Source organism: Pseudoclavibacter caeni (assembly GCF_008831125.1).
Lineage (GTDB): Bacteria > Actinomycetota > Actinomycetes > Actinomycetales > Microbacteriaceae > Pseudoclavibacter_A > Pseudoclavibacter_A caeni.
The window spans coordinates 71,942-92,582 of sequence record NZ_WBKA01000005.1 but is presented as its reverse complement, the minus strand read 5'-3'; the positions used below and the strand labels follow the sequence as shown (position 1 = coordinate 92,582).

At 73.1% G+C, this 20,641-nt stretch carries 21 protein-coding genes and 1 riboswitch; of the genes, 8 read left to right on the top strand and 13 right to left on the bottom strand.

Annotated features, from left to right (window positions below; all coding sequences use genetic code 11):
• Nucleotides 1-142 precede the first annotated feature (142 nt).
• On the top strand, nucleotides 143-682 hold the full coding sequence (locus tag F8O02_RS07205; RefSeq protein ID WP_158036574.1) for a DUF779 domain-containing protein: 540 nt from the start codon (nucleotides 143-145) through the stop codon (nucleotides 680-682).
• 96 nt (nucleotides 683-778) lie between these two features.
• Here F8O02_RS07205 and F8O02_RS07200 read toward each other — a convergent pair whose 3' ends face one another.
• Together F8O02_RS07200 and F8O02_RS07195 are read right to left on the bottom strand one after the other, a co-directional pair.
• The gene (locus tag F8O02_RS07200; RefSeq protein WP_179416326.1) at nucleotides 779-2,632 is read right to left on the bottom strand and encodes a sigma-54-dependent Fis family transcriptional regulator; all 1,854 of its coding nucleotides are present in this window, start codon (nucleotides 2,630-2,632) and stop codon (nucleotides 779-781) included.
• A gap of 79 nt (nucleotides 2,633-2,711) precedes the next feature.
• Nucleotides 2,712-3,500, bottom strand: a complete 789-nt coding sequence (locus F8O02_RS07195) for an alpha/beta fold hydrolase (RefSeq protein ID WP_225734203.1) — start codon at nucleotides 3,498-3,500, stop codon at nucleotides 2,712-2,714.
• 129 nt (nucleotides 3,501-3,629) lie between these two features.
• Here F8O02_RS07195 and F8O02_RS07190 point away from each other — a divergent pair, with 129 nt between their 5' ends.
• The gene (locus tag F8O02_RS07190) at nucleotides 3,630-3,848 is read left to right on the top strand and encodes a hypothetical protein (protein ID WP_158036571.1); all 219 of its coding nucleotides are present in this window, start codon (nucleotides 3,630-3,632) and stop codon (nucleotides 3,846-3,848) included.
• A 71-nt stretch (nucleotides 3,849-3,919) separates the two neighbouring features.
• Here the strand turns inward: F8O02_RS07190 and F8O02_RS07185 are convergent, their stop codons facing one another.
• The 3 genes from F8O02_RS07185 to thiE form a co-directional block, all read right to left on the bottom strand.
• Nucleotides 3,920-4,426 carry an aminoacyl-tRNA deacylase gene (locus F8O02_RS07185; protein WP_158036570.1) on the bottom strand — a complete coding sequence of 169 codons (507 nt, stop codon included), beginning with the start codon at nucleotides 4,424-4,426 and terminating at the stop codon, nucleotides 3,920-3,922.
• Nucleotides 4,427-4,434: 8 nt separating this feature from the next.
• The gene (locus F8O02_RS07180) at nucleotides 4,435-5,343 is read right to left on the bottom strand and encodes a fructose bisphosphate aldolase (RefSeq protein ID WP_158036623.1); all 909 of its coding nucleotides are present in this window, start codon (nucleotides 5,341-5,343) and stop codon (nucleotides 4,435-4,437) included.
• 116 nt (nucleotides 5,344-5,459) lie between these two features.
• The gene (gene thiE, locus F8O02_RS07175) at nucleotides 5,460-6,191 is read right to left on the bottom strand and encodes a thiamine phosphate synthase (RefSeq protein WP_158036569.1); all 732 of its coding nucleotides are present in this window, start codon (nucleotides 6,189-6,191) and stop codon (nucleotides 5,460-5,462) included.
• Between the two features lie 113 nt (nucleotides 6,192-6,304).
• Between thiE and F8O02_RS07170 the strand changes: the two genes are divergently transcribed.
• The 4 genes from F8O02_RS07170 (at nucleotide 6,305) to F8O02_RS07155 (ending at nucleotide 10,132) form a co-directional block, all read left to right on the top strand.
• Nucleotides 6,305-7,810 carry an FAD-dependent oxidoreductase gene (locus F8O02_RS07170; protein WP_325065437.1) on the top strand — a complete coding sequence of 502 codons (1,506 nt, stop codon included), beginning with the start codon at nucleotides 6,305-6,307 and terminating at the stop codon, nucleotides 7,808-7,810.
• A complete protein-coding gene (gene thiS, locus F8O02_RS07165) occupies nucleotides 7,810-8,052 on the top strand; it encodes a sulfur carrier protein ThiS (RefSeq protein WP_158036568.1) in 243 nt (80 codons plus the stop codon). Before F8O02_RS07170 ends, thiS begins: the two co-directional genes overlap by 1 nt.
• A 200-nt stretch (nucleotides 8,053-8,252) precedes the next feature.
• Nucleotides 8,253-8,972: a thiazole synthase gene (locus F8O02_RS07160; protein WP_233448779.1), complete on the top strand. Its 720-nt coding sequence runs from the start codon at nucleotides 8,253-8,255 to the stop codon at nucleotides 8,970-8,972.
• The gene (locus tag F8O02_RS07155; RefSeq protein WP_225734201.1) at nucleotides 8,969-10,132 is read left to right on the top strand and encodes a ThiF family adenylyltransferase; all 1,164 of its coding nucleotides are present in this window, start codon (nucleotides 8,969-8,971) and stop codon (nucleotides 10,130-10,132) included. The genes F8O02_RS07160 and F8O02_RS07155 overlap by 4 nt, the downstream gene beginning before the upstream one ends.
• 187 nt (nucleotides 10,133-10,319) lie before the next feature.
• On the opposite strand, the gene thiD is transcribed toward F8O02_RS07155, so the two are convergent.
• From thiD to F8O02_RS07140, 3 genes are all read right to left on the bottom strand, one after another.
• The gene (gene thiD, locus F8O02_RS07150) at nucleotides 10,320-11,159 is read right to left on the bottom strand and encodes a bifunctional hydroxymethylpyrimidine kinase/phosphomethylpyrimidine kinase (protein ID WP_158036566.1); all 840 of its coding nucleotides are present in this window, start codon (nucleotides 11,157-11,159) and stop codon (nucleotides 10,320-10,322) included.
• Nucleotides 11,151-11,247, bottom strand: a riboswitch (TPP riboswitch). It overlaps the preceding gene by 9 nt.
• Nucleotides 11,246-11,944 carry a DsbA family oxidoreductase gene (locus F8O02_RS07145; RefSeq protein ID WP_179416324.1) on the bottom strand — a complete coding sequence of 233 codons (699 nt, stop codon included), beginning with the start codon at nucleotides 11,942-11,944 and terminating at the stop codon, nucleotides 11,246-11,248. Its footprint overlaps the riboswitch before it by 2 nt.
• Nucleotides 11,945-12,096: 152 nt before the next feature.
• Nucleotides 12,097-13,317, bottom strand: a complete 1,221-nt coding sequence (locus F8O02_RS07140; RefSeq protein WP_158036564.1) for an MFS transporter — start codon at nucleotides 13,315-13,317, stop codon at nucleotides 12,097-12,099.
• A 126-nt stretch (nucleotides 13,318-13,443) separates the two neighbouring features.
• On the opposite strand from F8O02_RS07140, the gene F8O02_RS07135 reads away from it, so the two are divergent.
• Nucleotides 13,444-14,043, top strand: coding sequence for a M48 family metallopeptidase (locus F8O02_RS07135; RefSeq protein ID WP_179416323.1), 600 nt, complete (start codon nucleotides 13,444-13,446; stop codon nucleotides 14,041-14,043).
• Nucleotides 14,044-14,077: 34 nt separating this feature from the next.
• On the opposite strand, the gene F8O02_RS07130 is transcribed toward F8O02_RS07135, so the two are convergent.
• From F8O02_RS07130 to F8O02_RS07120, 3 genes are all read right to left on the bottom strand, one after another.
• Nucleotides 14,078-14,857, bottom strand: a complete 780-nt coding sequence (locus F8O02_RS07130; RefSeq protein WP_158036562.1) for an SGNH/GDSL hydrolase family protein — start codon at nucleotides 14,855-14,857, stop codon at nucleotides 14,078-14,080.
• A 105-nt stretch (nucleotides 14,858-14,962) separates the two neighbouring features.
• Nucleotides 14,963-15,634 (bottom strand): DedA family protein, encoded by a 672-nt coding sequence (locus F8O02_RS07125; protein WP_158036561.1) that lies wholly within the window; start codon nucleotides 15,632-15,634, stop codon nucleotides 14,963-14,965.
• Nucleotides 15,635-15,682: 48 nt separating this feature from the next.
• Nucleotides 15,683-17,248 (bottom strand): helix-turn-helix domain-containing protein, encoded by a 1,566-nt coding sequence (locus tag F8O02_RS07120; RefSeq protein ID WP_158036560.1) that lies wholly within the window; start codon nucleotides 17,246-17,248, stop codon nucleotides 15,683-15,685.
• Nucleotides 17,249-17,363: 115 nt separating this feature from the next.
• Here F8O02_RS07120 and F8O02_RS07115 point away from each other — a divergent pair, with 115 nt between their 5' ends.
• Nucleotides 17,364-17,765: a hypothetical protein gene (locus tag F8O02_RS07115; RefSeq protein ID WP_158036559.1), complete on the top strand. Its 402-nt coding sequence runs from the start codon at nucleotides 17,364-17,366 to the stop codon at nucleotides 17,763-17,765.
• A gap of 82 nt (nucleotides 17,766-17,847) precedes the next feature.
• Here F8O02_RS07115 and F8O02_RS07110 read toward each other — a convergent pair whose 3' ends face one another.
• Nucleotides 17,848-19,569, bottom strand: coding sequence for an L-lactate permease (locus F8O02_RS07110; RefSeq protein ID WP_158036620.1), 1,722 nt, complete (start codon nucleotides 19,567-19,569; stop codon nucleotides 17,848-17,850).
• Between the two features lie 192 nt (nucleotides 19,570-19,761).
• Nucleotides 19,762-20,568 (bottom strand): FadR/GntR family transcriptional regulator, encoded by an 807-nt coding sequence (locus F8O02_RS07105; RefSeq protein WP_158036558.1) that lies wholly within the window; start codon nucleotides 20,566-20,568, stop codon nucleotides 19,762-19,764.
• Nucleotides 20,569-20,641: the final 73 nt, after the last annotated feature.

The window sequence follows — 20,641 nt, the reverse complement described above, 5'->3', positions numbered from 1 at the left end:
CACGGATCGCACGCGTCAGGCCATCCGCTTCCCCCTCAGCAGGCTTCGGGATGCCGCGGCGGCCTCGAGCGCGACACGACACGGCGCCCATCACCACGATGCGACGCCAGGCGGCCAGCGGCCGCATGACGCGGAGGACGACATGAGTGACGACCAGCAGACCACGACCGAGACCACCACGCTGCAGCGGGCGCTGCACTCCCGTGCGGTCATCACGACCGCGGCGGCCCGTGTGCTGCACACCCTCCGCCAGAAGCACGGACGGGTCATCTTCCACCAGTCCGGCGGATGCTGCGAGGGCTCCGGCCCCTCCTGCTTCGCCGAGGGCTCCTACATCGTCTCGCCGCTCGACCGGCTGCTCGGCGTCGTGCTCGACGGATCCCCGGAGGATGTCGAGGGCACCCCGGTGTGGATCTCCGCCACGCAGTTCGCCGCCTGGGAACACTCCCAGGTGGTGATCGACGTCACCGAGGGCATGGCCATGGGCGGGTTCTCACTCGAGGGCCCCGAGGGGTACGTGTTCCTCTCCCGGGCGAGGATCTTCACCGACGAGCAGAACGCCGCGCTCCCGTCTGCGCCGACGAAGGCCGAGGTGGACGCCGGGGCTGCCCGGCCCGAGCCCTTGCCGCCCGTCGACCTCACCGGTGACTTCGGCGCGGTCTGCGCGCTGCCCGAACTCTGAGCCGTCCGGCGGCGGGCCGGCCATCAGCCGGTCGCCCGCCTGCCGCGGATCGCCCCCGGGAGGGGCGTCCGCGCGCGGGTCGTTCGCTCGCCGTGGTCAGAGGTCCTCGAGCCCGTAGGCGCGCATCTTTCGGTACAGCGAGGAGCGGGAGATGCCGAGCTGGGCGGCGGTGTGCGATTTGTTGCGGTCGCACTCGTACAGGGTCTGCACGATCGCATCCCGCTCGATCGACTCCATCTCGGTCAGCACGAGCAGATCGCTCAGGCTCGCGAACCGCGGGATGTCCGATCGCCGCACGACCGCCCCGGGGGCGAGGCTGTGGTGCAGGTCGGCCAGGACGTCGTGCAGCTGCTTCAGGTTGCCCGGCCAGCTGGCCTGGCTGAGCGCCTCCATCGCCTCCGGGGCGACCTGCAACGGGCGCTCGTCGCCGGCGAGCACCCGCAGGAACTGCCGGACGATGCCCGGGATGTCATCGGGGCGGCGGCGCAGCGGCGGGATCGTCGTCGTGTGCTGGAAGAACGGCAGCAGTGAGGACGCGGGCGTGCGATCCGTCATGTGCGACGGGTTGTAGGTCGCGGCGACCCGTACATCGGCCGAACGGGTCACCAGGAACTGCGACAGCGCCGTCACGGTCCCCTGCGGCAGCGTGTGGATGTTGCGCAGGATCAGCAGGTCGGGCCGTCCGGCGAGCAGCTGGGAGAAACCGCGGCCACGCCGCACCCGCCGGTTGAGGTCCTCCGGCTCGACGATCGTGCTGCTGCCCTCGGGCTCGATCTGGTGGAAGATCTCGTCGATCGCCGAGGTCTTGCCGGTGCCGGTCTCGCCCACGGCGAGCACCGACTCCCGACGCCGCAGCGCCGCGCCGAGATCCGTGCGGGTCTGCAGCCACAGCGGCGAGCGTCCGTCCAGCAGCTGGACGTCTGCGAACCGCCGATAGTTCTCGCCGAGCCGCATGGTGGTCGCCTGCCCGGGCGCGTGCACGCGGTACGAGCGCGCACTGCCGATGAACTCGAGCTCCAGCAGCAGCCCGTCCTGGGCGAGTCCCGATGAGAGCACCAGCGTGGGCTTCACGATGCACTCCGCCCCCGTGTGCAGCCGGACCTGCCGGCGCTCGGCACTGTGCTCGGCGATCATCCGCTGCGCGGTGCGCTGCAGCATCGCGCGATCCTCGACATCGAGGGTCAACGTCGCCCACGTGTTGCAGATCTCGAAGTCGTCGGCATAGGCGAGCACGGGGCCGGTCGCGAGCGACTCCCGATCGCGGAACAGCTGCAGCAGCGGATGCCGCGTGGTCGTCGCCTCGTGCAGCAGCCCGTGCTCGATCGAGCGCTTGGCGCCGGTCAGCGCGTGCCGCATCAGCATCGCCGCCTGCACGTCGTTGGTCGCGCTCGTGGTCATCTCCACCACGCCGATGAGCGATCCGTCGATCGGATGTCGCAGCGGCAGCCCCACGCATGTGTACCCCTGGAACACCTCGTTGAGGTGCTCGGGACCGATCACCGCCGTCGGGCGACCCGTGGCGAGCGTCGTTCCGACGCCGTTCGTGCCCACCGCGCGCTCGTCGAACGAGTACCCAGGCAGCATGTTGATCGCGGCGAGCGAGTCCCGCCCGTGGATGTCGCAGAAGGCCGATGAGAGGATCACCCCGGAGGCATCGGCGACGACGACACCGGCGCTCACCTCGCTGAGATCCCCGGCGAGCCGCTGCAGCGCCTCATCCCCATGCCGGGCGAGCGGCGAGTCGGTGGGCACATCGGCCACGGCCGGCGGCAGGACCGGCGCGGAGCCGAGACTCGCCTCCCGGCAGCGCTCCCATGAGGCGGCGATCGCCGGGTCGACGCGCACCACGTCGATCGCGCCGGTGTCGGTGAAGCGCTCGCGTGCCAGTGCGGTGCCCGCCCCGCCTCGATCATCAGGGGTTCGCTCTCGCTGCGCCATCGCGTCACTCACGCCTGCCAGTCTACGAGTCGGCCGCGGTGGCGTCCATGGCCTGTCGCCATGGGTGGGGCGCGCGGACGAGCCCACCGGATCACCCATGGGCCAGCCCGCGCGCTGGCCGGGGCTCGGCGAGGAAGCAGGTCGAGGCCCGACGCGCTTCCGTGCTGCGCAGCAGTCCGCCGTGCCCAGCGCCTGGGATGATGCGCAGTCGGGCACGCGGGATGTAGGCGGCGCTGAGCTGGGCAGCTCGCTCGCGCTCGGCGTCCCGGTCGCCGACCAACAGCAGCACCGGCAGGTGCAGGCCGGTCAAGGCATGGAAGGGAACCCCGAGGTCAGCGTCCTCGGCGACCATGTACGCGGCGAGTGCGCGCGGATCGTTCGCGGCCAGCACGGCTCGGTCCGCAGGCGGGATCGGCCGGCCCCGGCGCCGTTCCCACTCGTGCAGCGTCGCGTCCATGTCGCCTGCGGCCAACGAGCGGGCGATGCCCGGGAAGAACACCCGGTCGAACGCCCCGGCACGATTGACGGGGGAGCCGGCGAGGCTCACCATCGTCGTGAACCGCTCTGGGTGCGCGGTCACGGCGGAGAACGCGACTCGTCCCCCCAGAGAGAATCCGATGATCGAGGCGGCGGGCGCGCCCGTCGCGTCCGCGACGGTGAGGGCGTCGGCGACGAAGCGGTCCATCGCGTAGGCCGCTGGGTCGTGTGGCCGGTCGCTGCGACCGTGTCCCCGCAGATCGACCGTCCACACGTCGGCGCCGTCGCGCAGGGCGTCGACCCAGCCGAGGCCCCGCCACATGGCCTGGCTCTGCGCGGTGCCGTGCAGCAGGATGACGGGCGGACGCTCCGGCTCTCGGCGGGCGGGGAAGCGACGGGCCATGAGTCGCACTCCGTCGGCCGGGCTCGTCAACGGCAGCCACTCCGGGGGAGGGGTGTTCCACCGAGATCCTGACATATATCCTGCCCTTCTCACGATGACATGCGCCGGGGCGTCTCGTAGGCTCAGGGCATGAACGCTCGACGAGATGACCAGCATAACCGCGCCCGTGCGGCGGCCGCCCGCCGCGACGCCGCGCATGACGCCGACCTCGAGCAGCTGTGGCAGGACGAGTCACCCAGCACGGCCCGGCACACCGAGGTCGCCGACCAGGTGGACGGCGAGCTCGGCACCCGGCGACGAGCCGACCGTGACCCCGAGCAGGGAGCCGACGGGGTCGCCGGGCGCTGACCAAGTGGGCCGGCGCCGCCCGGTGGAACAGCGCCGCCCGCCGCCCGGTGGAACAGCACCGATCGGTGGGATCAGTCCCGCTCGATCGGGGCGGTGCGGGCGCCCGTGGCCCGCACGAGATCCGCCGGGGCAAGCTCGACGTCGAGGCCCCGCCGTCCACCGGAGACGACCACCAACGGCTGCGCGAGCACGCCGTCGTCGATCACGATCGGCAGCCGGGTGCGCTGCCCGAGCGGGCTGATGCCGCCGACGACGTACCCGGTGCGTCGCTCGGCGACCGCTGGGGCGGCCATCCGACACCGCTTGCAGCCGAGGGCATGGGCGAGGGCCTTCAGATCGAGCCGGCCGGCGACGCTCACGACGCCCACGGCGAGGGGCACGTCCCGCGCGTCCGTCTCGACGACCAGGGTCTTCAGCACCTGTGGCGCCGGCAGCGGCAGGCGTGCGACGGCCTCGTCGCCGAAGTCGGTCACGGCCGGGTCGTGGTCGAACCCGAGCAGCCGGTAGGGCACCCCGATGCGATCGAGGGCGCGGATGGCCGGGGTGGCCGATCCGCGCCCTCGACTGGCATGCGGCATGACGCGCCTCAGGCCTGCTCGGGGGCGATGGAGGCGGCGTGGATGGACGCGATCGACGCCTCCAGTGTCGCGTTGAACTCGGCGTCGCTCTGCTGGGCGGTGAGGCCCTCGGTCAGCGCGCGGCTGAAGCTGGCGATGATCCCGTGGTTGCGGGCCAGCCGGGCGTTCGCCTCGTCGCGCGAGTAGCCGCCGGAGAGCGCGACGACGCGCACGACCCGGTCGTGGGCGACCAGCGGGGCGTAGAAGTCGTCCTCGCTGGGCAGCGAGAGCTTCAGGGCGACGTCGCGACCCTCGGGCAGGGCGTCGAGGTGGGCGAGGATCTGCTCGCGCAGGATCGCCTCCGACTCGGCCTTGTCCGGCGCGGTGATGTCGACCTCGGGCTCGACGATCGGCACCAGACCGGCGTCCATGACCTTGTCGGCCAGCTCGAACTGCTGGTCGACGACCGCGATGATGCCCGACTCGTTCGCCTGCTTGATCAGCGAGCGCTCCTTGGTGCCGAACACCTCGTTCGCGTTCGCCTTGTCGAGCTCCTCGGCAAGCGGCGGGATCGGCTTCATGATCTGCACGCCGTCCTTCAGCTCGGCGAGCCCCTTGTCGATCTTGAGGAACGGCACGATGCCGAGCTCGTCCCACAGGTACCGGGCGCTCGGCAGGCCCTTGATCTCGCGGTCGACCGTCTGCTCGAACAGGATCGCGCCGAGGATGCGCTCAGCGGTGAACGCCGGGCTCGTGATGATCCGCGTGCGCATCTGGTGGATGAGATCGAACATCTCATCCTCGGTGTGATAGGCGCTCTCGGGCACACCGTAGAGACGCAGCGCCTTCGGCGTGCTGCCCCCGGACTGGTCGAGCGCGGCCAGGAAGCCCGCGCCCGTGGAGAAGCGCTCGTACTGGGCGTCGAACACTGATGACATGGTCACCGCTTTCTTGCGATCGAAGGATGTGACTGGTGCGACTCGCGTCGGCCGAGGGCCATTATCTCACGGGCTGGGACACGGCCGGTGTGCGCCGCCACTGGGAAGAGGGCCACTCACGACTCGGCGTCGGGCTCCGCGAGCGGGGGCAGCCGGTCCAGCAGCGCCCGCGCGGCCTCCTCGGGATCCTCCGCCTGCGTGATCGCCCGCACCACGACGATGCGGCGGGCCCCCGCCGCGACGACCTGGTCGACCGTGTCGAGGTTCACCCCGCCGATCGCGAACCAGGGCTTCGCATCCTGCTGCGAGCGCACCTGGCGGACGGCGTCGAGGGTCACGGCGGCCCGGCCGGGCTTCGTCGGCGTGCGCCACACCGGGCCGATGCAGTAGTAGTCGGTGTCGGCGAGCCGGGCGTGCTCGGCCTGCACGCGGGAGTGGGTGGAGAGCCCCACGAGCGTGCCCCTCGGCAGCAGCCGGCGCGCGTCCGGGATGGACAGGTCGCGCTGGCCGACATGTAGGATGTCGACGCCGGCGAGCGTGGCCACGTCGGCCCGGTCGTTCGCGGCGAACAGTCGGCCCCAGCGCCGGGCGGCGGAGGCGAGGATCTCGAAGTACTCGAGCTCGTCGCCGGCGTCGAGATGCTTGTCGCGCAGCTGGATGACGTCGACGCCACCGCGGTAGGCGGCCTCCACAAAGTCGGCGAAGTCGCCGGTGCCGAGCCGGGCGTCCGTGCACAGGTACAGGCGGGCCCGGCGCAGCCGCTCGAGCCGCCACGCGCGGGTGCGGGCGGGCGGCTCGCCGGGGGCGGCGGGGCCGGTGACGGATGGGGTGGTCGTGCGATCGATCATGCCCACCAGCCTAGGGCCCGGCGGCGACAGGTCGGCGGACGCGTCCTGCCGCGAGACCGCGTGCCGGCGCCGCCGGACATGTGAGCGGGCATGCCGCCTGACGCGCCCGAGGGGTGCCCGCGTCGGACGGCGCGGCTACACTTCAGGTGCGAGCGCGTGCGTCGACGCCGAGGGGCTGGCCGTCCGTCACCGGACGCGCCCCCCGGGCGGACGCCACGCGGGGAAGCGAGCAGGAGCACGTGAGCAAGCACATCATCGTCATCGGCGCCGGCGTGGTCGGGCTGGCCGCGGCCTGGCGGCTGCACCGGCGCGGTCACCGTGTCACCATCATCGACCCGGCCCCGGCCTCCGGCGCCACGCACGCCGCGGCCGGCATGCTCGCCGCGGTGAGCGAGTACGTCTTCGAGGAGGAGCATCTGCTCGCGCTGTCGGTGCCGGCCGCGCGCCGCTACCCTGATATCGTCGCCGAGCTCGCCGAGGCCACCCGGGCCGGCACCGGGTTCCGCGACACCACCACGATCGTCGCCACCGCCGACTCCGCCGATCGCGACCACCTGCGCGCCCTGCAGCGTCGGCAGGCCGAGCTCGGCCTCGACGTCGAAGACCTCACCCCGCGGCAGGCGCGCCGGCTCGAGCCGCTGCTCGGGCCCGGCATCTCCGGGGCGTTCCTCGCCCGCGACGACCACCAGATCACCCCGCGCCGCCTGGCCGGGGCGTACCTGTCGGCACTGGAGGTGTGCGACGACGTGCACATCGTGCCCGAACGGGTCGGGTCGCTCGTCTGGGAGGGCGACCGGGTCGTCGGCGTGACGTTGACGACCACCGACGGCGAGCACCGGCCGGTCACTCATGCGTTTGACGAGCAGCCCGCCTGGCCGGGCACCGAGGTCGTGGCCGACGCGCCACTGCCCGCCGAGGCGGCCGATCCGACCGGCCAGCGCATCCTCGCCGACGAGGTCGTCGTGGCCAACGGGCTCGACAGCCCCGAGCTCGAAGGGCTGCCGGAGGGGCTCGTGTGGCCGATCCGGCCCGTCTACGGCGACGTGCTCCGACTGCGCACACCCGAGCGGCTGCGGCCGCTGGTGACGCGGACGATCCGCGGGCTCGTCCACGGGCGCAGCGTGTACATCGTGCCCCGTGAGGACGGCACGGTCGTCATCGGCGCCACCGAGCGCGAGGACGGCCGCCCCGCGGTGCTCGCCGGCGGGGTGCTGCAGCTGCTGCGCGACGCCCACGAACTGCTGCCGGCCGTCGACGACCTGGAGCTCGTCGAGGCCACCGCGCGGGCCCGGCCGGGCACCCCGGACAACGCGCCGATCCTGGGCCGCGTCGCCCCGGGGCTGCTCGCGGACACCGGCACGCACCGGCACGGCATCCTGCTCAGCGCGCAGACCGCGGTCGTGGTCGCCGATCTCGTCGACGGGCTCGAGCCGGATCCCGCCTGGGCGGCGTTCGACCCCTGGCGGTTCTCCGCCGGGGTCGTGAGCACGGCCGCGGTCGCGTCCGGCGCCGAATCGTCCCGTGCCGGCGCCGCACACGTCGACACGGACGACGTCGAGACCGCCGGCTCCGCCCGGGATGCCTGTTCCGCCGTCGACGCCGAGGCACAGGAGGACTGATGCCCGACATCCCGATCACCCTCAACGGCGAGCCCGCCACGACCGCGGCCCGCTCGCTGCGCGACCTCGTCGCCGAGATCACCGGCCGTGCCATCGCCGACGACGGCCGGCCGGCCGACGGCAGCCGGCTCGGCGTCGCCGCCGCCCTCGACGACGCCGTCGTGCCCCGCGGCCGCTGGGCCGCCACGCCGCTGCACCCGCAGGCTCGCGTCGAGATCGTCACCGCCAACCAGGGAGGCTGAACATGATCAGCAACGAGGAGCAGGACCACGCTTCGACGAGCGCCCGGCCGGCGTCCGGGACATCCGACGGCGCGACGGCCACCGGTCACACGGGGTCGACCGGTGGCGCGGTCGCCGAGGGCGTCACCGCCGGCGTGCGGCCCGAGGCCAATGATGAGCGGCTCGTCATCGCCGACCGCGCGTACACGTCCCGGCTCATCATGGGCACCGGCGGCGCGTCGAGCCTTCACGCCCTCGAGCAGGCGCTTATCGCCTCGGGCACCGAGCTGACCACGGTCGCGATGCGCCGCTACGCCGCGTCGAGCGGGCCGAACCTGTTCGACATCCTGCAGCGCGACCACATCGACGTGCTGCCGAACACGGCCGGATGCTTCACCGCGCGCGAGGCCGTGCTCACCGCCCAGCTCGCCCGCGACGCGCTCGAGACCGACCTGGTCAAGCTCGAGGTCATCGCCGACGACCGCACGCTCATGCCCGACGGGCTCGAGCTCGTCGACGCGACCGAGCAGCTCGTCGCCGACGGCTTCCACGTGATGGTGTACACGAATGACGACCCCATCCTCGCCCGGCATCTCGGTCAGGTGGGCGCCGCCGCGATCATGCCGCTCGGCGCCCCGATCGGCACCGGCCTCGGCATCCTCAACCCGCACAACATCGAGGCGATCGTCGCCGAGGCGACCGTGCCGGTCATCCTCGACGCCGGGGTCGGCACCGCCTCCGACGCGGCCCTGGCGATGGAGCTCGGCTGCGACGGGGTGCTGCTCGCCAGTGCCGTGACCCGAGCGGAGCATCCTGCGGTGATGGCCCGGGCCTTCCGCCACGCGGTGGAGGCCGGCCGGCTCGCCCGACTCGGCGGGCGCATCCCGCAGCGCCCGGACGCCCTCGCCTCGTCGCCGGTCGAGGGCCGGCCCGACCTGTGACCCGCATCCCGCTCGCCGCGGAGCAGGCCGGCGGGCTGCCCGCGCTTACCGATGACGACCGGCGCCGCTACGCCCGACAGACGATCCTGCCCGGGGTGGGGGAGGCGGGGCAGCGGCGGCTGCGCGCCGCCCGCGTGCTCGTCATCGGCGCCGGCGGACTCGGGTCGCCCGTGATCGAGTACCTCGCCGCGGCCGGCGTCGGCGTGCTCGGCATCGTCGACGACGACGTGGTCGAGGAGTCGAACCTGCAGCGGCAGATCGTGCACGGCGTCGACACGCTCGGGCTGCCGAAGGTCGACTCGGCCGCGCAGGCGGTCGCCCGCATCAACCCGACCGTGCGCGTCGAGCCGTATCCGGTGCGGCTCACCGCGGACAACGCCGTCGACCTGTTCACGCGATACGACCTGATCATCGACGGCGCCGACAACTTCGCCACCCGTTACCTCGTCGCCGACGCCGCCGAGCTCACCGGCCGGCCGGTCGTGTGGGGATCGATCCTGCGCTTCGACGGGCAGGCGAGCGTGTTCTGGCCCGGGCACGGGCCCACCTACCGCGACGTGTTCCCGGAGCCGCCGGAGCCCGGTGCGGTGCCGTCATGCACGGTCGGCGGCGTGTTCGGCGTCCTGCCCGGCATGATCGGCACCGTCATGGCCGGCGAGGCGGTCAAGCTCGTCACCGGCGTCGGCGAGCCGCTGCTCGGGCGTCTGCTCGTGCTCGACGCTGCGCGGGGCGTCTGGCGGACGCTCGCCGTCTCGGTCGACCCCGACCGGCGACCGGTCGAGCGGCTCGCCGACGACTACGAGGTCGTCTGCGGCACCCCGGGCGGTGCACAGGGCGCGGCCGTGACCGTCGAGCGGCTCGCGGGGATGCTCGCCGAGCGGGACGCCGGACGCCGCGCGCTCACCGTCGTCGACGTGCGCGAGCCGGCCGAGCATGCGGCGGGACACATCCCCGGCGCGGTGAACGTTCCGCTCTCCGGGGTGCTCGACGGATCGGCCGCGCTGCCCGCCGGGCCGCTCGCGCTGGTGTGCCGCACCGGCGTCCGCTCGGCCCGCGCGCTCGAGGCGCTGCGGGCCCGAGGACGCGCCGACGCCCTGCAGGTGATCGGCGGCACGCTCGCCTGGGCGCGCCGCATCGACCCCACCCTGACCGTGGTCTGAGGGTCCACGGCGGGCCGTCTCGCGTTCCAGGCGTGCGGGACGCCTGGTGCACGAACCTTCACTGTCTGGCACACCCGTGCGCCTGGGCGGGGCTCTGACAGGCCGGTGCACAGTGAGGGTGATGCACGTGAAGTGAGGTGGTGATGCCGGGCGGCACCGGGCGCCGTGGTCTCACCGGCTGCCGGAGCTACCGGATGCAGCCACGCAGGTCGACGAAGTGGTCCACCGGACCATGACCCTGCCCGACCTCGAGGTCGGCGGCGGCGGTGAGCGCTCGTGTCAGCCAGGCCTTCACCCGCTCCAGCGCCTGCGGCCACGTGTCGCCCGCGGCGATGCGGGTCGCCATCGCGGACGAGATGGTGCAGCCGGTGCCGTGCGTGCAGGTGGTCGCCACCCGCGGGGCGTGGGCCTCGGCGTACCCGCCGGGGACGGCCGGGTCGGGCCGCGCGTCGACCAGGGCGTCCGGGGCGTCGGCGCCGGTGAGATGCCCGCCCTTGAGCAGCACGGTGGTGCCGAGGTCACGGCTCACCTGTCGGGCCTGGCTGACCGCTTGGTGCCAGTCGGCCGCCTCGGCCGTCTCGGCGAGCACCGCGAGCTCGGGCAGGTTCGGGGTGATGAGGTCGGCCACCCGGCACAGCTCGCGCAGCGCGCCCTCGGCGGACGCGTCGAGCAGCCGGTCGCCAGAGGTCGCCACCATGACCGGGTCGAGCACGACCAGGGGCGGGCGCACGTTGTCGAGCCAGCCGCGCACCGTGGCGATGATGTCGGCGTCGGCGAGCATCCCGATCTTCACCGCGTCGATGACGACGTCATCGGAGACCGCGTCGAGCTGCTCGCGCAGGAACGACACGGGCGGCACGTGCACCGACCGCACCCCGCACGTGTTCTGCGCGACGAGCGCGGTCACCACAGCCATGCCGTAGCCGCCCATCGCGGAGATCGCCTTGAGATCGGCGTGCATGCCGGCCCCTCCGGTCGGATCCGTCCCGGCGATGCTGAGGACTCTGGGCGCGTGGGCGCGATTCATCGGTGACCATCCCTTCGCTCGTGCTGACGAGAGCAGGTTCGGCGGGTCTCATCTCAGCCCGCGGTCGCGGGCACCCCGTGTCAGAGTCAGGAGTATACGCCGGTGGCGATGCCCGTCAGCACATCGCGGAACTCCGCGACCGGCTGCGCCCCGGAGACGCCGAAGCGGCCGTCGATCAGACAGAACGGCACGGCCGTGATGCCGAGCTCGGCCGCACGCCGCTCGTCGGCGGCCACCGCGCCGGCGTGGGCGTGGGTGCGCAGCTCGAGGGCCGTGGCCTCGACGTCCATGCCGGCGGCGCGGGCGACGTCGAGCAGCACGTCCTCGGCGGCGAGGTCGGCGCCCTGCACGAAGTGGGTGTCGAACAGCCCCTCGGCGACCCGCTGCTCGGCGTGCTGGGTGCGTGCGGCGTGCAGCAGCTCGTGGGCGGCCTGCGTGTTCGCCCGTCGGGCGTCCGCCAGCCGCTCGTCGAGCCCGGCGTCCCGCATCGCCTGCGCGGTGCGGGCGATCTCGCGGTCGGCGATCTCGGGATCGACGCCCGCGCGCTCGGCGACGAGCTCGCGCAGCGGACGCTCGTCATGCTCCGCGTCCGGGTCCAGCTGGTAGCTGCGCAGCCCGATGCGCACGGTGGGCGCACCGGTGGTGCGCGCCACCTCGTGGGCCGCCTGCAGCAGGTTGTGCAGGCCGATCCGGCTCCACGGGCACACCGGGTCGAGCCACAGCTCCACGTCGATCGTCTCGGGCCGGGGCGCGCCGTCGGCGGGGGACTGCTGAGTCTGGGTCATCTCGTTCCTCTCGTCAGGTCCGCGCTGCGGCGGAGTGGTGTCTGTCGGCGTCGCGGACGCCCTCGGCGGGCTCGAGGTCTGATCCGACGGCCGGCGAGCGGGCATCGGCACGCTGCCGGTGGCCGTCGGGCGCGGCGCCCGGCGCATCCCGGTCATCGCGTCCGCCTGGGGCGGATGCGTCCGCGGCCGGACAACTCGGGCGGCAGGAAGTGCGGCGTCCAGCGCCACAGCGTCCACGCGCCGGCGAGGCCGAGAGCGCCCATAACGACCGCGGCGGCGCCGAGGCCGGCCAACGCCGCGAGCGCCGACAGCAGCAGGGGTGAGCAGGCGCTGCCCGCATCCGCCGCGAGTCGCCACGCGCCGAGGAACGCCGTGGGATTCTCCCGCGGCGCGAGGTCGGCGCCGAGCGTCATCACGATGCCGGAGCCCAGCCCGTTCGCGATCGACATGAGCATGCCGACGGCGAACAGTCCCCACACCTCCCGCACGGGCAGCAGCGCGAGGTGTGCCAGGGCGAGCCCGACCAGCGTGGGCAGCACGACCCACAGCCGGCCGAAGCGGTCCATGATCTGCCCGGAGGCGTAGAACAGCGCGAGGTCCACGCCGCCGGCGACGCCCATGATCACCGCGACCGCCTCCGGATCGAGCCCGAGATGCGTGCCCCACAGCGGCAGGATCACCTGGCGGCTCGAGCGCAGCAGCTGCACCGCGGCGATCCCGGCGCCCATCGTGAGCAGCACCCGGCGGGCGTCCCGAATCGTCCGCCACAACGGCATCCGCTCGGGCTGCTGCGGCGCCGCGGCCTCGGGTGCGAGCCGGCGGCCCGGATCGGGCAGCACCACGAGCAGCGCGACGAGGACGACGGCGAGCGCGCCAGCGCACCACAGCGCCGAGACCGTGCCCCAGCGGGCGACGACCGGGGCGACGAGCAAAGGCCCGAGGAACAGCCCGGCGCGCAGCGTGCCGCCGAGCACCGACATCGCCCGGGCGCGGTACGGCACGGGGACGATCTCGGTCAGCAGCGCGTGCCGGGCGAGGTTGAACGCGGCGGCGGCCACGCCGACGACGAGCACGACGAGCATGAGCCCGGGGAGTCCAGGAAGCACCCCACCGGCGACGATCGCCACGGCCGCGAGGCCCGCCGCGGCGAGCATCGTGCGCTGCTCGCCGATTCGCGCGACCACCCAGCTGCTCGGCAGATCGCCGACGACCTGGCCGATCATCAGCAGCCCCGCGACGAGCCCGGCCAGCGCGGTGTCGGCGCCGAGTTCCACGGCCCGGGCGGGCAGCACGGGCATGAGGCAGCCCTCCGCGGTCGAGAACAGCACGGCCGGCAGGAAGATCGGCACGGCGTAGCGACGGAGGGGATGCATCCGGCCCAGTGTAGTCTCGCCTGCGTGGCGGACGAGCGGTTGAGCAGTGGCATGGCGCGGCAGGGCCGAGGCGGTCGAGGCCGTCAGGGCGGGGCAGCTGAGTCAGACGGGCCGGGCGGGGGCGACGTGCGCGTCCTCACGTTCGACGATCTGGCGATCGGCCTGCGCGTGCGGCCCGTGCGCCGGGTCACCCTGCGCGTGCTGCCCGACGGACGCGTCACGGTCACCGCGCCCCGCGGGGTCGACGAGCACCGGCTGCGGACGTTCGTCCACGCCCGCCGGGCCTGGATCGACCGCCAGCGGGCGCGCTGCCGCACCCGGGCCGCCGTGCTGCCCGAGCTCGCCTGGACCGACCCGCAGCGCTGCTGGGCGACCGCGCGACTGAAGCTTCTGGTGCCCGGGATGATCGCCCGCTGGGCGCCCGTGCTCGACGTGGCGGAGCCCGTGTGGCGGCCCCGGCTCATGCACACCCGGTGGGGCAGCTGCACACCGGCGACCGGACGGGTGCGGATCAGCCTCGAGCTCGCCCGGTTCACCGACCCACTCGTCGAGGGGGTCGTCGTGCACGAGCTCGCGCACCTCAGACACGCGGATCACGGGCCGGGGTTCCAGACCCTCATGACCCGGGCGCTGCCGGACTGGCGGGAGCGCCGGCGCAGACTGAGCTCGCCGCGGCCGGAGGACCTGGCCTCCGGCGGGCGTCTGGCCGAGGCCGCCGAGGGCTGAGCCGCCGGCCCGACCGACGGCCGGGCTCGGCCGCTCAGTCGCGCGGCGGGCGGGCCGGCTCGGGCAGCTTCGCGGTGCGCCCGTCACCGGAGGAGCGCCCGGTGAGCCGGCGCACCACCCACGGCCACAGGTACTCCCGGGCCCAGTGCAGGTCCTCGCCGGTCACCCGCCAGCGTGCCGGCGGCAGGTCAGCGGCCACGGCGGGGTCGAGGTCGTGCGGCACGCCCAGCGTGTCGAGCACGTGGATCGCCATCGTCTGGTGGCCGAGCGGCGACATGTGCAGCCGGTCGGTCGACCACATCGCCGGGTCGCGGGTCTCGGCCATCGCCCACTGGTCGACGACGAGCGCGCCGTGCCGCTCGGCAGCGGCGCGCATCAGCTCGTTGTAGATCGCGACCTTCCCCCGGATCAGGTGGAACACGGGCGCGTGGCCGACGTCCATGCCGGTGAAGATGACGACCGTCGCCCCCGTCGCCGTCAGTCGGCCGAGCGCCGCGTCGAACACCTCGGCGACGCGGTCCGGGTCGCTGCCGGGGCGCAGGATGTCGTTGCCGCCCGCACAGAACGTGATGAGATCCGGATGCAGCGCGATCGCGTGGTCGAGCTGCTCGGCGACGATCGGCCGGATGAGCCGGCCGCGCACCGCGAGATTCGCGTACGTGAACGCCGGATCCCGGGCTGCGAGCACCTCGGCGACGCGGTCGGCCCAGCCGCGCACGCCACCGGGGGAGCGGGGGTCCTCGTCGCCGACCCCCTCGGTGAAGCTGTCGCCGATGGCGACGAAGCGGTGGAACTCACGCGGTGACTCGGTCATCTGCCCTTCCTCGGCTCCCGGGCGCGCCACCGATCTCGGGGCGAGCCACGCCGTCCACGCTACCCGCCGGGTGCGACATCGGCGCGACCGGGCGCAGCGCGTCGGTCAGGACGGGGCGGCCTCGTCTGCCCCGGCGGACTCGTCCCGCAGCCGGGCCAGGGCCCGTCGCCGCAGCAACCGCTGGACGCCCCGCACGCCCCAGTCGATCGCGGCGCCGAGCGCGAGCGCGACGACGATCGCGAGGCCTGCGGCCAGCAGCGGGTCGTCCTCGGTCCAGCCGGCGGCGAGCATCCCGATGCCGACCGAGTACACGGCCCAGCACACCCCGGCGACCGCGCTGAGCGGCACGAACCGTCGCCAAGGGAACCCCGTGGCCCCGGCCGTCATGTTCACGACCACCCGGCCGACGGGGATGTAGCGGGCGGAGAGCAGCAGCGCCGCGGGCCGGCGATGCAGCATCCGGCTCGCCGCCGCGATCATCCGGGCCACCCGGGGGCGCGCCGCCCACGCCCGCTCGTTCAGCCGCAGCCTGGCCCCCAGCCACCAGGCGATGCTGTCGCCGACGACGGCGCCGACGGCCGAGACACCGAGCAGCACCCAGGGGTCCGGGGCCCCGCTCGCGCGGGAGACCGCGGCCAGCGCGACGACGAGCGTCTCGCTCGGCACCGGCGGGAAGAATGCGTCGACCACGATGAACGCGAACAGGCCGACGAGCGTCCACGGGCTGCCGGCGGCGGCGACGAGCCCGTCGGTGAAGGCCGCCAGCAGATCCGTCATGCGCGCTCCTCAGGGGTCGTGCGGTGGATGGTCCGTCCGCCGGTGCGATCAGTCGTGGAACGTCTCGATGTCGGCGCCGAGCGAGACGAGCCGCTCCTGCAGCTGCTCGTAGCCGCGGGCGATGATGTCCACGTCGCGCAGCACGCTCTCGCCCTTCGCCGCGAGCATCGCGATGAGGATCACCACGGCGGGCCGCAGCGCCGGCGGGCAGCTCACCTCGGCGCCCGACCAGTGCGTGGGGCCGGTGACGTCGAGCCGGTGCGGGTCGCGCAGCCGCACGTCGGCGCCGAGACGGGTCAGGTCGGTCAGGTGGATCGCCCGGCCCTCGTACACCCAGTCGTGGATGAGCGTGTGCCCGGTCGCGCAGGCGGCGATCGCCGTGAAGAACGGCAGGTTGTCGATGTTGAGCCCCGGGAACGGCATCGAGTGGATCTTGTCGATCGGCGCGTGCAGCCGCGACGGGTGCACGGTGACGTCGACGAGCCGGGTGCGCCCGTTGTGCGCCTCGTACTCGGGCGACACATCGTAGCGCAGCCCCATCTCGTGCAGGGTGGCCAGCTCGATCTCCATGAACTCGATCGGCACCCGGCGCACGGTGATCTCGGAGCCGGTGACGATGCCCGCCGTCAGCAGGCTCATCCCCTCGATCGGATCCTCGCTCGGCCAGTAGTCGACGTCCTCGTCGATCACGCTGCGACCGGTGATCCGCAGCGTCGTCGTGCCGATCCCCTCGATACGCACGCCGAGCAGCTCCAGATAGAAGCAGAGATCCTGCACCATGTAGTTCGGGCTCGCGTTGCGGATCACGGTGACCCCCTCGTGCACCGCGGCCGCCATGATCGCGTTCTCGGTCACGGTGTCGCCGCGCTCGGTGAGCACGATCGAGACATTCTCCGGCACATCCGGATCGACGGTCGCGTGATACCAGCCCGCCTCGGCCGTGATGGCCAGGCCGAAGTGCTGCAGGGCGATCAGGTGCGGCTGGACGCTGCGCTCGCCGAGATCGCAGCCTCCGGCGTACGGCAGGCGGAACTCGTCGTGGTCGCCGAGCAGGGGGCCCAGGAACATGATGATGCTGCGGGTGCGCCGCCCGGCGTCGGCGTCGATGTGGGTGAGATCCAGATCGGCCGGCACGTGGATCTCCACGTCGTTGCCGTCCTCGCTCCACACCACCGAGGCCCCGAGCGAGCGCAGCACGTCGATGATGCGGTCGACCTCGACGATGCGGGCCACCCGGTGCAGCCGCGTCGTGCCCCGGTTGATCAGCGAGGCACACAGCAGCGCGACCGCACCATTCTTCGAGGTCTTCACGTCGATGGAGCCGTGCAGCTGGTGGCCACCGTGCACGCGCAGGTGCGTGTGGCGGGGGCGGTCACCGAGGGTGATCAGGTCCCGGCCCAGCGCGTCACTGATGCGGCCGAGCAGGTCCACGCCGATGTTCTGGCTGCCGTGCTCGATGCGGTTGATCGCCGACTGGCTGGTGCCGACCTGCTCGGCCAGCTCGGCCTGGGTGAGACTGCGGCCGAGTCTGGCCGAGCGGATCAGACTGCCCACCTGCTGCACGAGCGAGGTGGTGCCGGATGGTGTGGAGGCGTGGGAGGACTGCTGCGTCATGGTGGGGAGTCTATCCCGGATCTGAGATATTCGGACCGGGGACACGCACCCGGGCAGCGGTAGGCTGGAGGGCACGACCGGGGCGCATCCCGATCGCCGGCGACGAGGGAGGCCCATGACCGAGCAACACGACGGCACGTCCGCGAACGAGGAGACCGACGGACGAGACCGCTGGCCCGGCACCGCCATCTCGCTGTGGTGCGGCGGGAGCATCCTGCTGCCCCTCGTGGTGCTGCGGTTCATCCCCGGCGCCGAGGCGTGGTCCGTCGGCTGGTTCGCCTACGCACTGCCGGTCGCGGTCATCGTGGGTGGCATCCTCTGGGGTCGGCGGGCGCGGACGCTGCGGCAGATCTGGCAGGTGCCGGCCGTGCTCGTCGTGGTCGCGGCCGTCGCCGCGCTGCTGTACTTGGGCCGCATCTCCTGGACGGTGGCCGGGTTCATCGTGCTCGAGACGGCGGTCGTCGCGATGATCGGCGTGTTCGTCGGAACGAGTCTGCGCCGACTGCGCGATCTCTGACGCGCTCCGCCGCCACAACCGACGAGAAGGGTGCGAGCAGGCCACGTGACCCGCTCGCACCCGCCTCTGGCGCGCACCCGGATCAGCCGGGCAGCATCCAGCCCAGCACGGGCGTCGACTGCAGGAACACGATCACGCACAGCGCGACGAGCAGGCCGAGCGACCACTTGATCGAGGCGCGCAGGATCGTCGACTCCTGCCCCTTCAGATCCACGGCCGTGGCGGCGATGGTGAGGTTCTGCGGGCTGATCATCTTGCCCACGACGCCGCCCGAGGTGTTCGCGGCGATGAGCAGGTGCTCGTTGATGCCGATCTGCTGGCCGGCGGCCTGCTGCAGCCGGGCGAACAGGGCGTTGGCCGAGGTGTCCGACCCCGTCACGGCCGTGCCCAGCCAGCCGAGGATCGGGGAGAGGAAGGCGAACGCGGCGCCCGTGGCGGCCAGCCACCGCCCGATCCACACCGTCTGCCCGGAGAGGTTCATCACGTAGGCGATCGCGAGCACGGTGGCCACCGTCGCGATCGACAGCCGGGACTTCACGATCGTGCGGCCGAGCTCGGCGATCGCCTGGCCCGGGGTGATGCGGAAGCGGCCGTCGGCCGTCCAGATCGAGTAGACGACCGCGACGGCGAGCCCGGCGATCAGCAGCGTCGTGCCGGGGGAGGACAGCCACTGCAGCGTGTATACCCCGGAGGACGACACCGAGCCGTCGGCGGTGAGCAGGTCGGTCGACAGCAGCGGCCAGGGGATGCGCACGTCGGTGGCGGCGAGCGCCTTCGGCACGTCGACGCCGAGCTGCCACAGCTTCGTGATCCCGAACAGGGTGATGACGATCACGTACGGCAGCACGGCCATCCACACGCGGACGCCGGTGAGCGGCTCCGGCTCGACGTGCGAGCGCTGGTCGTCAGGTGTGCGCGGCCGCCAGAACTTCAGCAGCACCGTGGCGAACACGAACCCGCCGAGCGCCGCGACGACGTCGGTGAGCTCGTAGACGAAGTGGTGCGCGCACCACCACTGCAGCAGCGAGAAGACGATGCCGGTGGAGACCGCCGGGACCCACAGCTGGCGGACGCCCCGCCAGCCGTCGAGGATGAACAGCAGGATGACCGGCACGAGCCAGGCGAGCAGCGGGGTCTGCACGCCGATCACCTGGGCGATCGCCTCGGCCTGGTCGCGCTTCGAGCCGTCGCCCGCGGTGAGGTTCGCGGCCGTGGTGATCGGCACGGCCATCGCGCCGAACGCGACCGGGGCGGTGTTCGCCACGAGCACCGCGAGGGCCGCGCGCAGCGGGGGCAGGCCGAGGGCGACGAGCATCACGCCGGTGATCGCCACGGGGGCGCCGAAGCCGGCGAGGGCCTCGAGCAGGCCGCCGAAGCAGAAGGCGATCAGCACGGCCTGCAGCCGCATGTCCCCGCGGCCGACGCTGCTGAACACCCGGCGCAGATCGTCGCTGCGGCCGGCGACCACGGTGACCTCGTAGAACCAGATCGCGGCGATCACGATCCACATGATCGGGAAGACGCCATACACGGCCCCCTCCGTGGCGCTGGCGATGGTCAGTCCCATGGGCATTCCCATGCCGAGGATGGCGACGAGCACCGCGGCGAGCAGCGCCCCGAGGCCCGACCACAGTGCGCTGACCCGGAATCCGCCGAGCAGCACGAAGAACACCGCCAGGGGGATGAGCGAGATCAGGGCGGTCAGCGGCAGGCTGCCCGCCACTAGCCCGGAGTCGAGGTTCGGGGCGAAGCCCGCGGCGTGCGCGAGCGCCGATGCCGCGGGGGTTCCGCCCGCTGCGGTCATGAGGTGCATGGTGTTCTCCTCGTCGAGAATCCGTCGGGTGTGATGACGGGGTGCCGTCCGCGGCAGATTAGCGAGCGTGGTCAGACCACGTCAAATCGACTGTGGCACGGTATACGACTGGTGGCGGGGTGTGTGGTGCGTCCGCAGCGGGTGCGCGGGGACGGGGCGGGGCGTGTGGTGAGCGACCGCGGCTCAGGCGGAGACGCCCGCGTCGGACCTGTCGGCGCGCTCCTCGACCGGGACGGTCCGCTCCGCGGGCGGACGGGGCTCCGTCTCGACGTCGGCCATCGGGACGGACACGGCCGGCGAGCCGGAATGATGCCGCTCGGTCAGCTGCCAGTAGCCGAGGATGTGCCGCTGCAGCAGGTCGGCCGCCTCGTCGCAGCGGCCCTCCTGCAGCGCCGCCAGCACGGCCGCGTGCTCGGCATGGAGCCGATCGGCGGTCGTCGGCCAGTCGGGCAGCGCCCGGGAGCGCTCGAGCGTGTGGTCGGCGATCGCGCTGCGCAGCCCATCCATGAGGGTCGCGATCAGCGGGTTGCCCGCGGCGCGGGCGAGTTCGGCGTGGAAGGCGGCGTCGAGGCGCAGGTACTGCTCGACGGGCAGGTCAGGCTCGGCGGTGCGCTCGAGCAGGGAGGCCGCATCGGCCCAGTCGTCGTAGTCAGGGCGGGCGTGCGTCGCTGCCCAGGTCTCGAGCAGCAGGCGGGTCTGCACCACGTCCTCGAACCGCACCTGTCGGGTGCTCAGCTGCAGGCTCAGGGCGAGCCCCAGCGCCTCCTGCGGCTGGGCGACGATGATCGTGCCGGACTTCGGCCCGGAGCCCGTGGCGGAGGTGACCGTGCCGAGCGCCTCGAGGATGCGCAGGCCCTCGCGCACGGCGCTGCGAGAGAGTCCCAGCTGCTCGGCGAGCAGCCGCTCGCCGGGAAGGCGGTCGCCGACGTTGAGGGCGCCGCTGGCCAGCTGGCCGCGCACCCAGGACAGCACCGTCTGATGAGCTCTCATAGCAGTACTGAGGATACCCTACGTTGCCGACGTGGCCGGCACGTGGTCCCATGGTTGCAGTGGGTCGCGGTCC

What these genes read in the sequence shown, in the direction of transcription:
- F8O02_RS07205 (WP_158036574.1), top strand. Translation starts at nt 143, where the DNA reads ATGAGTGACGACCAGCAGACCACGACCGAGACCACCACGCTGCAGCGG.
- F8O02_RS07195 (WP_225734203.1), bottom strand. Translation starts at nt 3,500, where the DNA reads ATGGCCCGTCGCTTCCCCGCCCGCCGAGAGCCGGAGCGTCCGCCCGTC.
- F8O02_RS07190 (WP_158036571.1), top strand. Translation starts at nt 3,630, where the DNA reads ATGAACGCTCGACGAGATGACCAGCATAACCGCGCCCGTGCGGCGGCC.
- F8O02_RS07185 (WP_158036570.1), bottom strand. Translation starts at nt 4,426, where the DNA reads ATGCCGCATGCCAGTCGAGGGCGCGGATCGGCCACCCCGGCCATCCGC.
- F8O02_RS07180 (WP_158036623.1), bottom strand. Translation starts at nt 5,343, where the DNA reads ATGTCATCAGTGTTCGACGCCCAGTACGAGCGCTTCTCCACGGGCGCG.
- thiE (WP_158036569.1), bottom strand. Translation starts at nt 6,191, where the DNA reads ATGATCGATCGCACGACCACCCCATCCGTCACCGGCCCCGCCGCCCCC.
- thiS (WP_158036568.1), top strand. Translation starts at nt 7,810, where the DNA reads ATGCCCGACATCCCGATCACCCTCAACGGCGAGCCCGCCACGACCGCG.
- F8O02_RS07160 (WP_233448779.1), top strand. Translation starts at nt 8,253, where the DNA reads ATGGGCACCGGCGGCGCGTCGAGCCTTCACGCCCTCGAGCAGGCGCTT.
- thiD (WP_158036566.1), bottom strand. Translation starts at nt 11,159, where the DNA reads ATGAATCGCGCCCACGCGCCCAGAGTCCTCAGCATCGCCGGGACGGAT.
- F8O02_RS07145 (WP_179416324.1), bottom strand. Translation starts at nt 11,944, where the DNA reads ATGACCCAGACTCAGCAGTCCCCCGCCGACGGCGCGCCCCGGCCCGAG.
- F8O02_RS07140 (WP_158036564.1), bottom strand. Translation starts at nt 13,317, where the DNA reads ATGCATCCCCTCCGTCGCTACGCCGTGCCGATCTTCCTGCCGGCCGTG.
- F8O02_RS07130 (WP_158036562.1), bottom strand. Translation starts at nt 14,857, where the DNA reads ATGACCGAGTCACCGCGTGAGTTCCACCGCTTCGTCGCCATCGGCGAC.
- F8O02_RS07125 (WP_158036561.1), bottom strand. Translation starts at nt 15,634, where the DNA reads ATGACGGATCTGCTGGCGGCCTTCACCGACGGGCTCGTCGCCGCCGCC.
- F8O02_RS07120 (WP_158036560.1), bottom strand. Translation starts at nt 17,248, where the DNA reads ATGACGCAGCAGTCCTCCCACGCCTCCACACCATCCGGCACCACCTCG.
- F8O02_RS07115 (WP_158036559.1), top strand. Translation starts at nt 17,364, where the DNA reads ATGACCGAGCAACACGACGGCACGTCCGCGAACGAGGAGACCGACGGA.
- F8O02_RS07110 (WP_158036620.1), bottom strand. Translation starts at nt 19,569, where the DNA reads ATGACCGCAGCGGGCGGAACCCCCGCGGCATCGGCGCTCGCGCACGCC.
- F8O02_RS07105 (WP_158036558.1), bottom strand. Translation starts at nt 20,568, where the DNA reads ATGAGAGCTCATCAGACGGTGCTGTCCTGGGTGCGCGGCCAGCTGGCC.